A 14,150-nucleotide genomic window follows, 5' to 3' on the forward strand; every position below is an offset into this window, starting at 1 on the left:
GCTTCGGGATCACCTCTTCTGGACCGTGCTTCTTACCCTTCGGCATCCTTCTACCTCCTCAAAGGTCATGTCCTCGACGCCCGGGATTATCCCAAACGGCGTGGACTTATTTGAAGGGGCTGGGTCAACCCCGCCGACGCGGTAAAGGTTACCTACGCTACCGATGCGGACCGGCTGAATGTCGCCAGCGGCGGGGGCGCCCTGCCCTCCGCGTCGCGGTGCCTGCTGTGGGTCGAGTCGCCCCACCCGGCGGGCCGGCCGGGCCTGGCCCGGGTCACGCTGGCGGTGGCGCCGCAGACGCCGAGGGCGGGCTGGTGGGAGCGCCGCTTCGCCAAGACGCCGACACCGACAGCCCCGTCAGACGTGCGGGTGCTGGATGTCCCCCAGCAGGAGGTGCAGAGCCTGATCCAAACGCTGGACGCCGAACGGTTCTTCGTGCGCAGCAAGCCGCTTACTACCGAGGCGTTTGTCGGCGTCGAGCGCAACGGCGAGCGGTTCGCCAAGGACTTCCGCAGCTTGCCGCAGCTCGACGCGCTCGTGCTCAAGGCCCACCGCCAGGGCATTGGCGCCGGGGCGGACGGGACCGTCAAGCTGGCCGCGCGCGGGGCTGACCAGTGCGTGCGGCTGCCGCCGGTTTCGACCGAGCTACGCCGCTGAACGAGTCTGCTGGTTGCGCGCTCTGGGCAGCGGGTGTGGCTGGCCCCCGGAAACCTGACGCCGGCCCGCACGCCTCCCGATAGACGACTGCAGGCGGATTGCCGACGCACGATGCGCGGCGCCCGCCCAAGGACGGCTACCTAAACGACCCACGGAGGGTTCACCATGAGGCGGAACATTCTTGCCACCGCTGCGCTCGCGGCGTGCATGATAAACGGGGCGCCCGCGGCGCCGGGCTGGACCCCAACTTGGCGCCGATCGGCGACATCGACTCGGCCATCGAGCTGTGCGGGTACAACAGCGGCTGCGACTGCTGCTGCAGCTCGGGCGGGTGCACGCTGACGTTCGACGTGGACTTCCTGTTCATGAAGTACTACCAGTCGGGCGGCGTGCAGTCGAGCGACGCCGGCGAGATCGTCGGCAACAACGAGAACGCCGAGTTCGACTTCGAGCTCGCGCCCCGCTTCACGGTGGGCGTCGAGACCTGCGGAGGCCTGGGCGCCCGCGTCCGCTACTGGTTCTTCGACCACTCGGCGCCGACGGTCGACGGCGGGGGCTTCGTGGCGGTGGACGCGTACACGTTTGACGCGGAGCTCTTCAAGCGGGTGCAGCTCGGCCGCTCGACCACCCTCGAGGGCTTCGGCGGCGCGCGGTGGAGCGAGTTCAACCTGAACGACGACACCGACCTCGACTGGCGGGTGGAGGGCGTCGGCCTCACGACCGGCTTCCAGCTCAGCCAGCACCTCTGCTGCAACCACCGCCTGTACGCGGGCACGCGGCTGGCCGTGGTGGTGGGCGACATCCGGCTGGACGACGGCGGCGACCTGGATGACTCGGAGGGCGTGGGGGTCAACAACACCTGCCTGCAGGTGGAGCTGGCCGCCGGGTACGAGGGCAAGAGCAACCTGGGCCGCGGCGTGACCCTGGTGTACGGCGCCGGCGCCGAGTTCCACAACTGGAGCGACGCCGCCGTCCGGAACGACGCGTCCGACGAGGCCTACCTGTCCGACGCCGGCTGGGGGGGCTTCACCTTCCGCCTGGGCGCGGAGTACTAGGCCCGAGCAACTCGGCGAGATTTGCCGCCGCCCAGGCCGACTCCCATGTGGTCGGCCACCGCTGATCAACCTACGCCGCCGGGTTGGCGCCCTGCGCCACCCCGGCGGCGCTGCGGATCACTGCTCTAGACGCGGGTCGGGCGCCGTGTGACAATTCCCGTCATGCGGAACGTAACCGTCACCATCTTGCTGCTGCCCGGCGTGGGCCTGGGGCCCTTCTGGGCCGCGCCGCCGGTTGAGCCAAAGGCCGACGACCAGGGCGCCCCCTCGCTCCCCACCGACACCTGCCAGGTGGGCCTGTCCCACAGCGTGAGGCCGGCGGCCGGCACAAGGCCGGTCGGCGAGTTCGCCCGCGTCCGCTACGTGTGCCTGTTCCTGGACTGGCCCCCGGTCGAACGGATCTGCTTCGAGCGTCCGACGACCCAGCGCCAAACCCTGCAGGCGCAGCACGTCCTGCTGCGCATCTGATTGACCGCCCCGCGTTCCGACGCTTTCTGCGGTCAAACTTCCCAGGCACTTGCCGCTTAACCCCGTTGAGTGGTTGAGCGTGCGCACACGGAAAAGGTTTCTCATGAGTTCTGAACACGAGGGTCGCGGTACGCAATCCGAGCACCCCAAGGGCGATGGGTGGGGGGGCCTCATCGTGCTGGCCTACGTGATTGGCGTCCCGTTGGTGGGCATCGTTTACACCCTGGTCTGGGGCCGCCCCCAATAGGAGACCCCGGATGACTGGCCTCTCGAGTGTCGAGCTGAACGGCTCGATCAGCAGCACGCTCCGCCGCGACTTCAGCCGGCTGCACGTCGATCGAACGGTAGGCGAAGCGCTCGCGGAGATCCGGCGGCGGCCCCCGCCCAACCGGATCATCTACTTCTACGTCATCGATGACGACGACCGGCTGCAGGGCGTGATCCCGACGCGGCGGCTCCTGCTGAGCGACCTGCAGACGCCGCTGTCGGAGATCATGGTCCGCGAGGTGGTCACGATCCCGCACACCGCCACGGTGCTCGACGCGTGCGAGTTCTTCGTCATGCACCGGCTGCTGGCCTTCCCCGTCGTGGACGACCAGCGGCGGGTGGTTGGCACGGTGGACGTGGAGCTCTACACGCAAGAGCTGAGCGAGCTCGACCGCAGCGAGCACAGCGACGACCTGTTTCAGCTGATCGGCGTGCACATCGCCGAGTCGCAACAGGCGTCGCCCGGGACGGCGTTCAAGAGCCGGTTCCCGTGGCTGCTGGCCAACGTCGCCGGCGGCGTGATGGCCGCGTTCTTGTCCGGCATGTTCCAGCGGCAGCTGCAGGAGGTGGTGGCCATCGCGCTGTTCATCCCGGTGGTGCTGGCGTTGGCCGAGAGCGTGAGCATCCAGTCGGTCAGCCTGGCGCTGCAGACCCTGCACGGCAAGCGGCCGACGCTCCGCGGCGTGATCGCGAAGCTGCGGCGCGAGTTCCTGACCGGCGCCATGCTCGGCGCCGCCTGCGCCGCCATCATCGCGGTTGTGGCGGCGGTCTGGCTGCGGGACCCGCGCGTGGTGGTCTGCCTGATCGGCGGCATCTCGGGCGGGGTCGCGATCGCCGCGGTCATCGGCGTCGCGATGCCGAACCTGATCCGCATCTCGCGTCGGGACCCACAGGTCGCGGCCGGCCCGGTCGCGCTCGCCATGACCGACATGGCGACCCTGCTGGTGTACTTCAATCTGGCCCGGGCGTTGATCTAGCGACTCCCAACCCTGGGAACGCATGGTGGTCCAGCAGCCGCGGATTCTGGGTTGTTGGGGTGATCGGTAACATGTCGTCTGGTACAACAAGATTGAGTGAGGCGTGCGCCGCCTGCAACAGGCGTTGCCGGATTGCAAAATCAGCATTGTTCGCCACTAGTTGGTCCGATCCATACTGCTCAAGTGCCCAGCATGCGAACTCACTCGCTCTCAACTTTCACGCTCATCGTGCTCTTGCTAGCCAGTCCGGCGGCAGGGCAGCGGACGGCGGCGGACGCAGAGAACCTGGGCGGCGCCCGGCTGGCCGCGACGCGGCGGGCAGCGATCTCGGCCAAGCCCTTCGGGCGCCCGCTCGACGCGGAAATGGTCCGGCGGTGGCTGCGGATCAGCTCGCGGTGCACAATCGCCGAGTTCGAGCTGTTCCTCGGCCCGCTCTCGGCCGACGAGAAGCGGCTGCTGGAGGTGATTGAACAGATGCCGGCGCCGATCGTCAACCGCACGCACTTCGAGGACCTGCGGGCGGTGCTGAAGAACGGGCGGCTCACGTCCTACCTGGTGCAGGAGCAGCAGGAACAGCAACTCAAGCACACCACGCCCGCGGTCGAGAACGAGCTGTACGGCGCGTTCGACTGTGTGTTCGCCAGCGTCGGCCCGCCCGACGGCTCGCCCCGCTACGGCGACGTCATCATCCGCCTGCGTGACTCGGTCCGCGAGCACGCGTGGGCGACGCCGTTCAGCGGCATGCACTTCCTGCACAGCGTGCGGGACCAGGACGCGCGAAGGATGCAGCAGGTCCTGCAGTCCGGGCGGGCGCTGCCGACCGCGCCAACCAACCCGCTGAGCCTGGGCTTCGACGACCGCCTGCACTTCTCGCACTACGTGGTGACGGAGAACGACTGGAGCCGGGCCCTTGGGTTCCAGGCGGTGCTGACGCTCCGCAACGCGGGCGACTCGCCGGCCGGCGATCAGGTGCGCCGCCGCTTCGCGCGGCTGCTGTCGGCGGCCGATGCGCGGGAGTTCTGGACCGTGTTTATTCCGCCGATCGAGGACGGCCTTCCCGCCGAACAAGAAGCCGCTCGCGTCCCATTCGGCTACCTGGAGGGCAAGTTCGACAACACGCTGCCGATCGCGGACTTCACGGCGATCGAGGTCCCCAACGACAAGCTGAACGAGGTGCTCGCCTGGCCCGAAGCGCGGCCGTACCGCGATCTGATCCGCGGTTACTGAGCCGGAACACGCGACGGCGCTGTCGCGGATGCGCAATTACATGCGCCGAATGCGCCGCGAGGCGTCCCTCGGACGGCCGTGGAGGCGATTGCGTGTAGACTCGGTGCACAAGCGGGGCGGAAGCCCCGCGGTTCTCCATTCTACGCAGCCCCAATTCAGGCGATCCCCTCATGCAGAGAGTCCTCTCCCTTCTCTTGGCCGCCGGCAGTCTGCTGAACCTTGCGGCTCATTCTCGCGCCGACTACCCGATCGCTTCGCACCGCTACCTGGCGGACCCGAGCACCCTAGTGACCGGCAACCGCGTGTACGTCTACTGCTCCAACGACGACGAGAGCCCGCTCGAAGGGAGCTACAACATCCCCAGCGTGGTGTGCGTGTCCAGCAGCGACCTAAAGAACTGGACCGACCACGGCGAGGTGTTCCGCGCCGAGGACCGCACCACCTGGGCGAAGAAGACCTGGGCGCCCGCCGCGATCGAGCGCGACGGCAAGTTCTATCTGTACTTTGGCAACGGCGGCGCCAACATCGGCGTCGCGGTAGCCGACCACCCGGCCGGCCCGTTCACCGACCCGCTCGGCAAGCCGCTGATCACCCACCAGACGCCAGGCGTCCCCCCGGCGAAGAACATGTGGCTGTTCGACCCCGGCGTGTTCATCGACGACGACGGCCAGGCCTACATCTACTTCGGCGGCAACGGCGACGACAACGTCCGCGTGGCGCGGCTCAACCCTGACATGACCAGCCTGGACGGCGAGGTGATGAAGCGGTCGGCCCCTAACTTCTTCGAGGCGGCGTGGGTCTTCAAGCACGGCGGGCGGTACTACTTCAGCTACTCCACGACTCCCAGAGCCCAGATGCGGATCGACTACCTAACCGGCGACAGCCCGCTCGGCCCCTTCGAGTACGCCGGAGTTGTCGGCGCGCAGCCGCCGCTGAACAACAACAATAACCATGCGGCGCAGTTCAAGCTGAAGGACCGATGGCTGCACGTGTACCACAACCGCGTGGTCGCGACCCAGGCGAAGATCCCCACCGGGTTCCGCCGCAACATCGCGGTCGAGGAAATGCGGTTCGGCCCGGACGGCGCCATCGAGGAGGTGGAGTACACCGAGGACGGCGTCGAGCAGCTCGGCGCGCACGATCCCTACGCCCGGACCGAAGGCGAGACCTTCCGTTCGCAGCACGGCGTCGAAACCGAGCCCAGCGGCGAACGCAACATGGCGCTGACCGACCTGCAGAACGGTGACTGGGTAAAGATCGCCGGCGTCGACTTTGGCGCCGGCGCCGCGAGGTTCAACGCCCGGGTGGCCAGCAAGGCGGGCTGCCGGGTCGAGCTGCGGGCCGGCGGGCCCGAGGGCAAGCTGCTGGGCACGCTCACCGTCGAGCCGGGCGCCGCGGACGACTGGCGCGACGCCTCGTGTGAGGTCGGCGGCGCCACCGGCGTGCAGGATCTGGTGCTGCGGTTCGTGGGCAAGGGCGAGCAGCTCGGCAAGCTGGACTACTGGTCGTTCCAAAAGTAGGGGACCAGCAGCACGCTGACTACTTTTTCACCTCGACGGTCACCTTCTCGATCTGGCCGGTGAACTTGAAGGGGGTTTGGTACGCGGTGGTGACCGGCTGGCCCGTGTCCTCGCCGATGCCGAAGGTGTCGATGCCGAACCGGCCGGCGACGGTCGCGTGCATCCTGCCGCTGCCGACCTCCTGCCCGTTGACCTTCAGCGTGATGTCGGCGCCCTTACCGGCGCCGCCGCCGGCGTAGTCGAAGTCGAGCTCGACGGTCGCCTCGCCGGCGGGCAGCGGCTTGTCGCCACGGACCACCGTGTGCTTCTCGAAGTAGTTGTAGTCGAACACCGGCACGCCGGCGTCGACGTACAGCACCATGCCGGCGGCTACCCCGCCGAAGCCCATCACGACTCCCTCCGTGTCGGCGCCGTCGGTGGTTAGCTTGGCGGTCAGCGTCCAGCTGTTGTTCTTCATCGGCGGCGCCGCGGGCTCGGCGATCCGGGTCGCGCCCGCGAAGTAGGTGTAGGTGCTCGAGTCGGGGTCCCATCCGGGCACGGGCGGCTTCGGGATGGCCAGGCGGCCGGCGCCGCGGTCGTCGAACGGGTAGACGTCGTGCTCCTCGGCGGCCGCCTGGAACTGCTTCTTCATCGCCTCCAGCTTGTCGGGCATCGCGGCCGCCAGGTCATTGGCTTCGGAGAAGTCCTCGCTCAGGTGGTACAGCTCCCAGCGGTCCTGGCCCCAGTTGCCGGGCGCCAGGTCCTGCCGCCACGGCAGGGTGTGCTGGGCGTTGGCCTTCCAGCCGTCTTCGTAGATGGAGCGGTTGGTGAAGATCTCGAAGTACTGCTCGTCGCGGCCCTTGAAGGACGGGTCGGTAAAGCTCGCGTAGATCGACGCGCCGGCCAGCGGCTTCTGCTCGATGCCGTTGACCTCGGTGGGCATGGGGACTTTGGCCGCTTCGAGGATCGTCGGCACGATGTCCACCAGGTGCACAAACGCGTCGCGCGGCCGATCGTCGTGCTTGATGCGGGCGGGCCAGCTGATGACCATCGGGTTGCGGGTGCCGCCGAGGTGCGAGGCGACCTGCTTGCACCACTGGAACGGCGTGTTGCCGGCCCACGCCCAGCCGACCGGGTAGTGCGGCTCCGACTCGGGCCCGCCCAGCTTGTCGAGGTTGGCGATCACGTCGTCGAGCTTGGTCTCGAGCCCGTTGAGGTTCATGATCTCGTTGAGCGTCCCGTCGGGCCCGCCCTCGGCGCTGGCGCCGTTGTCGCCCACGATGTAGATGACCATCGTGTTCTCGGCGTCGGGCAGCTCCTTAACCGCGTCGAGCAGACGCCCCACCTCGTGGTCGGTGAACGCGAAGTAGCCGGCGAAGTTCTCGAACAACGCCGCGTACACCTTCTTCTGCTCGTCGCTGAGGCTGTCCCACTCGGGCACCCAGTCGGGCTTCTCGGTAAGCTTGGTCCCTTCGGGCACGATGCCCATCTCGAGCTGCCGCTGGAACACCTGCTGGCGGTAGTCCTCCCAGCCCATGTCGAACTTGCCCTTGAACTGCTCACGCCACTCGGCGGTCACGTGGTGCGGCGCGTGCATCGCGCCGGGGGCGAAGTACATGAAGAACGGCTTCTCGGGCGCGACCGACTTGGCGAACCGCATCCGCGCGATGGCCTTGTCGGTCATGTCGGTCATGAAGTGGTAGCCCTCCTCGGGCGTCTTGTCCGGCTCGACTGGCGTGGTGTTCTCGAAGATCACCGGGTAGTACTGGTGCGTCTCGCCGGCGTTGAAGCCGTAGAAGTACTCGAACCCCATCCCGGTCGGCCAGCGGTCGAATGGGCCGGCGACCGTGGTCTCCCAGTCGGGCGTGTTGTGGTTCTTGCCGAACCACCAGGTGTTGTAGCCGTTGTCCTTGAGGATCTGGCCGATCGTGGCGGTCGACTTGGGCAGCATGGTGGAGTAGTTGGGGAAGCCGGTCGCCCATTCCATTAGGAAGCCGTTGCCGCACTCGTGGTGGTTGCGGCCGGTCAGCAGCGCGGCCCGCGACGGCCCGCAGATGGCCGTAGTGTGGAACCGGTTGTACCGCAGCCCCTCGGAGGCCAGCTTGTCCAGAGCCGGCGTGGGGATCAGCCCTCCGAAGGTGGAGGTCTGGCCGAAGCCGACGTCGTCCAGCAGGATCACGATAATGTTGGGCGCCCCCTCCGGCGCGGGCACGGGGCCCTGCCAGTCGGACTCGGAGTCCTGGTAGGTCTTGCCGATCTTGCCCTCGAACGGCGTGAGCTCCATCGGCAGCTTGCCGCGGTCCGGCTCGGCGGCAAGGGCGGGGGCGGCGACAACTATAAACACAAACAGGATGAGTGAACGCATGGAGAAAACCCAGATCCGAATCGAAGGAAACTGCCTGACCAGGGTCAGTTGAGCTCTATCGTCACCGTGCTCAGCTTGCCGCTGAAGTCGAACGGCATGTCGTAGCCGTCCATGACCGGCGTGCCGGTGTCGAATCCGATATCGAGCGTCTCGTCGAGGGTGACGCGGTTCGGGATGCTCTTCTCCACACGCCCCTGGCCGACCTGTTTGTCGTTGACGAAGAGCGTCACATCGGCGCCGGCGAACGGCTTGTCGGAGTCGGTCTTGTACACGGCCTTGAGCGTCACCTTGCCGCTGGGGACGCGCTCGTCCGACTCGACGGTGAACCGCTCGACGCCCGCCAGGTTGTAGTGGTAGACCAGCTTGCCGTCCTTCACGAACAGCCCGTACCCGGCGAAGCGCCCGCCCTGGGTGAACAGCATCCCCTCGGCGCCCGCTTCGGGGATCTCGACTTCCGCGCTGATCGTGTGGCTCTTGTGTTTCAGGTCGGGCGCGGCGCCCTCGGGCAGGCGGAGCAGGTTGGGGTATATGAACTTGTAGCGGCCTTCGGTGAGGCTCGGCCGGTTGGCTACGTCCAGCCGGGCGGTCTTGCGGTCGTCCAGCGGCAGCACGTTGTACTTGGCCGCCTCGGCGAAGAACTGCAGCACCAGTTCCTTGAGCTTCTCGGGCTCCTTGCCCGCCAGGTTGTTGGCCTGGGTGAAGTCTTCTTCGACGTGGTACAGCTCCCACGGCATGTCGAGCAGGTCCATCGGCGGGTTCTCGCTGAGCCACGGCACGCCCCGGATGGCGCTGGCCATCCAGCCGTTGTGGTAGATGCCCTGATTGCCGAGCATCTCGAAGTACTGGGTGGTGCGTCGGTCGTCGGCGTCGGGGTCGTCGAAGGTGTAGACCATGCTGACGCCCTCGATCGGCTTCTGCGCGACGCCGTCCAGCTCGGCGGGCGCCTCGACGCCGACAATCTCCAGCAGCGTTGGGGCGATGTCGATCACGTGGTGGAACTGGTCGCGGGACTCGCCGCGGGCCTTGATCCCCTTGGGCCACGAGATCGCCAGGCCGTTCCGCGTGCCGCCGAAGTGGCTAGCGATCTGCTTGGTCCACTGGAACGGCGTGTCCATGGCGTGGGCCCACGCGGCGGGGAAGTGGTTGTAGTGCTTGTCGCTGCCCAGGGTGTCGAAGGCCTTGAGCTTGTCCTCCAGCGGCTCGGGGATGGCGTTGAAGAACGTCATCTCGTTCAGCAGACCGTCCAGGCCGCCCTCGGCGCTGGATCCGTTGTCGCCGGCCATGTAGAGGACGATCGTGTTGTCCAGCTCGCCCATCTGGTCGATCGCGTCAATCAGCCGGCCCACCTCGTGGTCGGTGTGGGCGGTGAACGCGGCGAACACCTCCATCATGCGGGCGAAGACCCTCCGCTGATCGGCCGGGAGCGATTCCCAGGCGGGCAGCGAATCGGGCCGCGGCGTCAGCTTGGCGTCCCGCGGGACAATGCCCATCTCCTTCTGGCGGGCGAAGGTCTCCTCGCGGTACTTGTCCCAGCCGCCATCAAACTTGCCCTTAAACTTGGCGATCCACTCTTCGGGCACCTGGTGCGGCGCGTGCGTGGCGCCGGTGGCAAAGTACACGCAGAACGGACGCTGCGGCGCCACCGCCTTGCTGGCCCGTACCGTGCGGATCGCCTTGTCGGCGATGTCGGTGGTGAAGTGGTAGGGCGAGCCGTCCTCGTTCTTGGCAGGGGGCTCGATCCGCTTCTTTCCCTCCACCAGCGCCGGGTGCCACTGGTCGGTGTCGCCGCCCACGAACCCGTAGAAGTAGTCGAAGCCCAACCCTTCCGCCCAGCGATCAAACGGGCCCACAAGGCTGGTTTCCCAGTCGGGCACGTTGTGGTTCTTGCCGAACCACGCGTTCATGTAGCCGTACTCACGGAGAATCTCGGCGAAGGTGCCGGCGTTGCTTGGGATGATGCCCGAGTAGCCGGGGAAGCCGGTGCCGGCCTCGCCGATCACGCCGCTCGCGACCGAATGGTGGTTGCGGCCGGTCAGCAGCGCCGCGCGCGTCGGCGAGCAGAGTGCGGTGGTGTGGAAGCGGGTGTACCGCAGGCCGTTGTTGGCGACCCGGTCGAGCGTGGGCGTGGGGATCCCGCCACCGAACGTGCCCATCTGGCCGAAGCCGCAGTCGTCGATCAGCACGATCAGGATGTTCGGCGGGTCCTCAAGGCCGAAGGTCTTGGGGATCTTCAGCTTCGGCTTGACCGCTTCGGAGTCCTTGTAGGTCAGGCCGATCTTGCCAGCAAACGGCTCCTCGGGGCGGGGGAGCATCTCGTCGGCTAGGAGCGGCGTGGCCAGCGTCGCGACCAGCAGACAGATGAACGGGCGGGTCGCAAACACAAGACCTGCGCGGCGTGGCATGAGAAGGCCTTTCCTCGCGGATGTTAGTGAGTAGGTAGACGAACAGGGTCCCGCTGCGGTTGCTATGCGTTACTGGTTGATACGCGTTACTGATAGTCGTCGCCCGATCCGTCGTCTGGGTTCTCGAGGCGCACCAGCAGGTAATTCTCGGTGCTCTCGGTCCCGAAGTGCACGAGCACGGGAACCTCTTCCTGAGTGAGGTTGTAAAGGCCGGTCTCGGCGACCAGGTCCTCGTTCTCGCCGATCCGCATCGCGACGCGTTGCGTCTCGCGGTCGACCTGGCCCTGCAGCGTCTGGGCCGTGTCGGTCTCGGCGTTGTAGAGCGTGCCGCTGATGATCCCGTTACGGTCAACGGCCAGCTGCACCGTCAGACCCGGGTCGGTATCCTGCTCGCTGGTGGAAACGATAAACGTCCCCAACGGCATCCACTCGGCCTCGGCGGCCTCCTCCTCGGACGCGGGCGGTTCAACGGTCGCCAGATCCATCGCGCTGGCGGCGAACTCGTCCGCCGTCGCGACCTCGGTCCCGCCGATGTAGACCGAGTTGTCCTGGTACACCACATTCCCCTCGGATCCGTAGTCGTAGTACACGGGCTCCGACCACACGTTTGCCGGCGCCGACCAGGTGAACCAGTTGGTGCACGCCGCGAAGGTCGGCACCGTCCACCAGTAGTTCCAGCCACGGTTGTGGCGCCAGTAGTGGTAGTGCCAGCCGCACATGGGCGGGCGGTGGTAGCCCCACCATCCACGGTTGAACCAGTTACCGCACTGGTGGTAGTAGCCCCAGTGGTGGCGGACGCCGCTGCCCCATCCGTTCCAGTAGCCGAGCCGGCCGGCCGGCGGGACCCGCCAGCCGGGGTTCACCGGCCGCACGATGGCGTTGTTCCAGCGGTTGTTGATGTTGACGTAATTGCGATTGCCGATGTTGGCCCACCCGGGACGTTGGTTGATCACATTGTTGCCGGGCCAGCGGTTGTCGAAGTTGGGTCGATTGCCACCTGGGCGCCCCGGCCGATTGCCGGGTCGGTTGGGCCGATCGACGATCCCAGAACCACCGCCGGGCCTACCAGGCCGGTCTCCCGTGCCGGGTCGATTGGGCCGGTCAACGATGCCCGAGCCGTCCCCCGGCCTTCCTGGCCGATCACCCGTACCCGGTCGGTTCGGTCGGTCACCCGTCCCGGGCCGATTTGGTCGGTCCACAATGCCGGACCCTCCCCCGGGCCGACCGGGCCGGTCGCCCGTGCCGGGTCGGTTGGGGCGATCGGCCGGACGCGTGCCGGGACGCACTGGCCTGTCCATCCCGAGGAAGTCGCCTAGATCGCCCGGCGAAGGCCGGGCGCCAGGGCGGGTCGTCGGACGGGTTCCAGGCCTTGCGTTTCCGCCAGGGCGGTTGGCGCCGGGTCGGTTGGCAACCGGGCCACGGTCACCGCCGGGACGGCCCGCTCCGGGCAGGTTGCCGCCAGGCCGTGACGGCCGGCCGGGAAGGCTGGTGCTGGGACGCTGCCCGGGACGGGCGCCGATCCCAGAGCCGCCGCCGGGCGCCTGTGGCAGGCCGGGACGGGATCCAGGGCGCGTGGTCGGACGCGTTGATGGCCGGGTCGACGGGCGAGCGGAGGGTCGGTTAGACGGAAGCGTCGACGGACGTGACGCGCTTCCCCCGGGCAGACGCCCAGGCTGCGTCGAAGGCTTTAAACCTCCGCTGGGTCGAGAAATGTTTGGGCGTGACGTACCCGGCCGGCCTGTGGATGGCCTGGATGCCGGGCGGCTCACGTTTGGTCGAGAGGTGGGTCGGCTCACGTTCGGACGGGAGGTCGGGCGACTGGCGCTCGGCCGCGGCGCCGGGCGGCTCATGCTGGGCGCCCGCCCACCACCGCCCCGCGGGGCGCTGACCGCCGGGCGGCCGCCGCCCATGCTGCGTCCCCCACCACCCCCCATACGTGCGCCGCCTCCACCGCCGCCGCCGCGTCGGCCCACGGCGTGGGCGGCGTCTGGCAGCAGCATCAGCGCGACAGCCAGCAGCACCGCCAGGTTCTTGGCCCTGCTCATTGCTCCGCTCCTTCCGCGTTGGCGTCGGCCGCGCGACGCAGCGTGATCGGGTCCGAGGCGGGCAGCATGATCCCGTCCTCGCTCTGGCCTATCTTCTGGACGGTGAGGGTGTCGTCGTCGACGCGTTTGACCACGAGCGTCGAGGCCGACAGCACGCCGTCGCTCTCAACCTGGGTCGTCTTGAGAAGCCACTCGTCGCCGCTCCGAGAAACCACCCCCTCGCCGAACGAGCCGTCGGAGTTGAAATTCCAGGTCTGGAACCGCTTCTCGCGCGGGTTCCAGCCGATGACCTGCGTCCCCTCGAATACTTCGCCGTCGGCGTACTCGGCATTGTACGAACGGATTAGGAATGCGTTGCTCGGCGACCAACGGAACGTGGTGCTCACGCTCACGCTATCGGACTCCTCACTCCACTCGCCCACCAACCAACCAAGGTCCTCGAGCGCCGCGGTGGGGGAGGCGGGCGTCGGCAGCGGGCGCTCGCTAGAGCTCTCCAGCACCCACTTGCCGCTCTCCTTCACCATGACCGCTGTGTAGGCGGATGGGGTCGGCTCGACGTCGGGCAGGAACAGCGTGACCTGCCCCTCCACGATAGCGACCTCCGGCCGCACAAGCCGGATATGGTTGACGTCGCCGGTGATCCGCGCGCCCGGGCTGTCGGAGAAGAAGGTCTTGAAGTCCTCTAGCAACGCGTCCCGGCCGATGGTGCGTTCGCCGGTCTCTTCGTTGACCGACACCGCGTCCTCGGCCCAGAAGCCTGAGACAGCGCCGGCGTCGCCGTCGTTGAAGGCCTCGAGGTACCCCGTGAGCCGAGCCTGGATGGCTGCGGACTCGTCATCGGCGGCGGCTACGGTGGTGGCGGCCATGCCGGTGGCCAGCAGGGCCACGGCCATAAACAAAGAAACCTTCATTGCATTGCTCCAAGGAGGGCTCAGCGCAACTCGCCAGCCGAGACCAGCCTTGGTCTACTCCGCCCCGCGTGGGGCACCCGCCGATGAGATGAGTCGCCAGGTCAACGCCCGGATTCTGTACCAGATGCGTTCAACTGTCAAACTTGCACACGCCCGAATTGCGGAAGCGCGAGCTATGTGAAGACTAGGTCACCTGCTCGCCGCCTGCCCGGATTGGCTCTTCCGAACCCAGCCCTTGCACCCACCGCGGCGCCAGTCGGGGCGATTATCCCTGCAG

11 protein-coding genes are annotated in these 14,150 nt (G+C 67.6%); 7 read left to right on the forward strand and 4 right to left on the reverse strand.

The genetic code is table 11. The annotated features are described in order from the left end of the window. Positions 1-285 precede the first annotated feature (285 nt). From KOR34_RS00005 to KOR34_RS00030, 7 genes are all read left to right on the forward strand, one after another. A complete protein-coding gene (locus KOR34_RS00005) occupies positions 286-657 on the forward strand; it encodes a hypothetical protein (RefSeq protein ID WP_146561036.1) in 372 nt (123 codons plus the stop codon). Positions 658-860: 203 nt separating this feature from the next. Beyond that, the gene (locus KOR34_RS00010) at positions 861-1,712 is read left to right on the forward strand and encodes a hypothetical protein (RefSeq protein WP_146561038.1); all 852 of its coding nucleotides are present in this window, start codon (positions 861-863) and stop codon (positions 1,710-1,712) included. A gap of 162 nt (positions 1,713-1,874) precedes the next feature. Then, positions 1,875-2,180: a hypothetical protein gene (locus tag KOR34_RS00015; protein WP_146561040.1), complete on the forward strand. Its 306-nt coding sequence runs from the start codon at positions 1,875-1,877 to the stop codon at positions 2,178-2,180. A 103-nt stretch (positions 2,181-2,283) separates the two neighbouring features. Continuing rightward, positions 2,284-2,427, forward strand: a complete 144-nt coding sequence (locus KOR34_RS26340) for a hypothetical protein (protein ID WP_197531000.1) — start codon at positions 2,284-2,286, stop codon at positions 2,425-2,427. 10 nt (positions 2,428-2,437) lie between these two features. Further along, on the forward strand, positions 2,438-3,424 hold the full coding sequence (locus tag KOR34_RS00020) for a magnesium transporter (RefSeq protein ID WP_146561042.1): 987 nt from the start codon (positions 2,438-2,440) through the stop codon (positions 3,422-3,424). A 192-nt stretch (positions 3,425-3,616) separates the two neighbouring features. Beyond that, complete coding sequence (locus KOR34_RS00025) at positions 3,617-4,651, forward strand: hypothetical protein (protein ID WP_146561044.1); 1,035 nt, start codon at positions 3,617-3,619, stop codon at positions 4,649-4,651. A 170-nt stretch (positions 4,652-4,821) separates the two neighbouring features. Then, positions 4,822-6,171: a glycoside hydrolase family 43 protein gene (locus tag KOR34_RS00030; protein WP_146561046.1), complete on the forward strand. Its 1,350-nt coding sequence runs from the start codon at positions 4,822-4,824 to the stop codon at positions 6,169-6,171. A gap of 19 nt (positions 6,172-6,190) precedes the next feature. On the opposite strand, the gene KOR34_RS00035 is transcribed toward KOR34_RS00030, so the two are convergent. The 4 genes from KOR34_RS00035 to KOR34_RS00050 form a co-directional block, all read right to left on the reverse strand. After that, positions 6,191-8,515, reverse strand: a complete 2,325-nt coding sequence (locus tag KOR34_RS00035; protein WP_146561048.1) for an arylsulfatase — start codon at positions 8,513-8,515, stop codon at positions 6,191-6,193. 44 nt (positions 8,516-8,559) lie between these two features. Beyond that, positions 8,560-10,917, reverse strand: coding sequence for an arylsulfatase (locus tag KOR34_RS00040; protein WP_146561049.1), 2,358 nt, complete (start codon positions 10,915-10,917; stop codon positions 8,560-8,562). A gap of 86 nt (positions 10,918-11,003) precedes the next feature. Continuing rightward, positions 11,004-11,870, reverse strand: a complete 867-nt coding sequence (locus KOR34_RS00045) for a hypothetical protein (protein WP_146561051.1) — start codon at positions 11,868-11,870, stop codon at positions 11,004-11,006. 1,088 nt (positions 11,871-12,958) lie between these two features. Further along, the gene (locus KOR34_RS00050; RefSeq protein ID WP_146561053.1) at positions 12,959-13,873 is read right to left on the reverse strand and encodes an SgcJ/EcaC family oxidoreductase; all 915 of its coding nucleotides are present in this window, start codon (positions 13,871-13,873) and stop codon (positions 12,959-12,961) included. Positions 13,874-14,150 lie beyond the last annotated feature (277 nt).

It is taken from the genome of Posidoniimonas corsicana (assembly GCF_007859765.1).
GTDB classification, from domain to species: Bacteria; Planctomycetota; Planctomycetia; order Pirellulales; family Lacipirellulaceae; genus Posidoniimonas; species Posidoniimonas corsicana.

What these genes read in the sequence shown, in the direction of transcription:
- KOR34_RS00015 (WP_146561040.1), top strand. Translation starts at nt 1,875, where the DNA reads ATGCGGAACGTAACCGTCACCATCTTGCTGCTGCCCGGCGTGGGCCTG.
- KOR34_RS26340 (WP_197531000.1), top strand. Translation starts at nt 2,284, where the DNA reads ATGAGTTCTGAACACGAGGGTCGCGGTACGCAATCCGAGCACCCCAAG.
- KOR34_RS00020 (WP_146561042.1), top strand. Translation starts at nt 2,438, where the DNA reads ATGACTGGCCTCTCGAGTGTCGAGCTGAACGGCTCGATCAGCAGCACG.
- KOR34_RS00025 (WP_146561044.1), top strand. Translation starts at nt 3,617, where the DNA reads ATGCGAACTCACTCGCTCTCAACTTTCACGCTCATCGTGCTCTTGCTA.
- KOR34_RS00030 (WP_146561046.1), top strand. Translation starts at nt 4,822, where the DNA reads ATGCAGAGAGTCCTCTCCCTTCTCTTGGCCGCCGGCAGTCTGCTGAAC.
- KOR34_RS00035 (WP_146561048.1), bottom strand. Translation starts at nt 8,515, where the DNA reads ATGCGTTCACTCATCCTGTTTGTGTTTATAGTTGTCGCCGCCCCCGCC.
- KOR34_RS00040 (WP_146561049.1), bottom strand. Translation starts at nt 10,917, where the DNA reads ATGCCACGCCGCGCAGGTCTTGTGTTTGCGACCCGCCCGTTCATCTGT.
- KOR34_RS00050 (WP_146561053.1), bottom strand. Translation starts at nt 13,873, where the DNA reads ATGAAGGTTTCTTTGTTTATGGCCGTGGCCCTGCTGGCCACCGGCATG.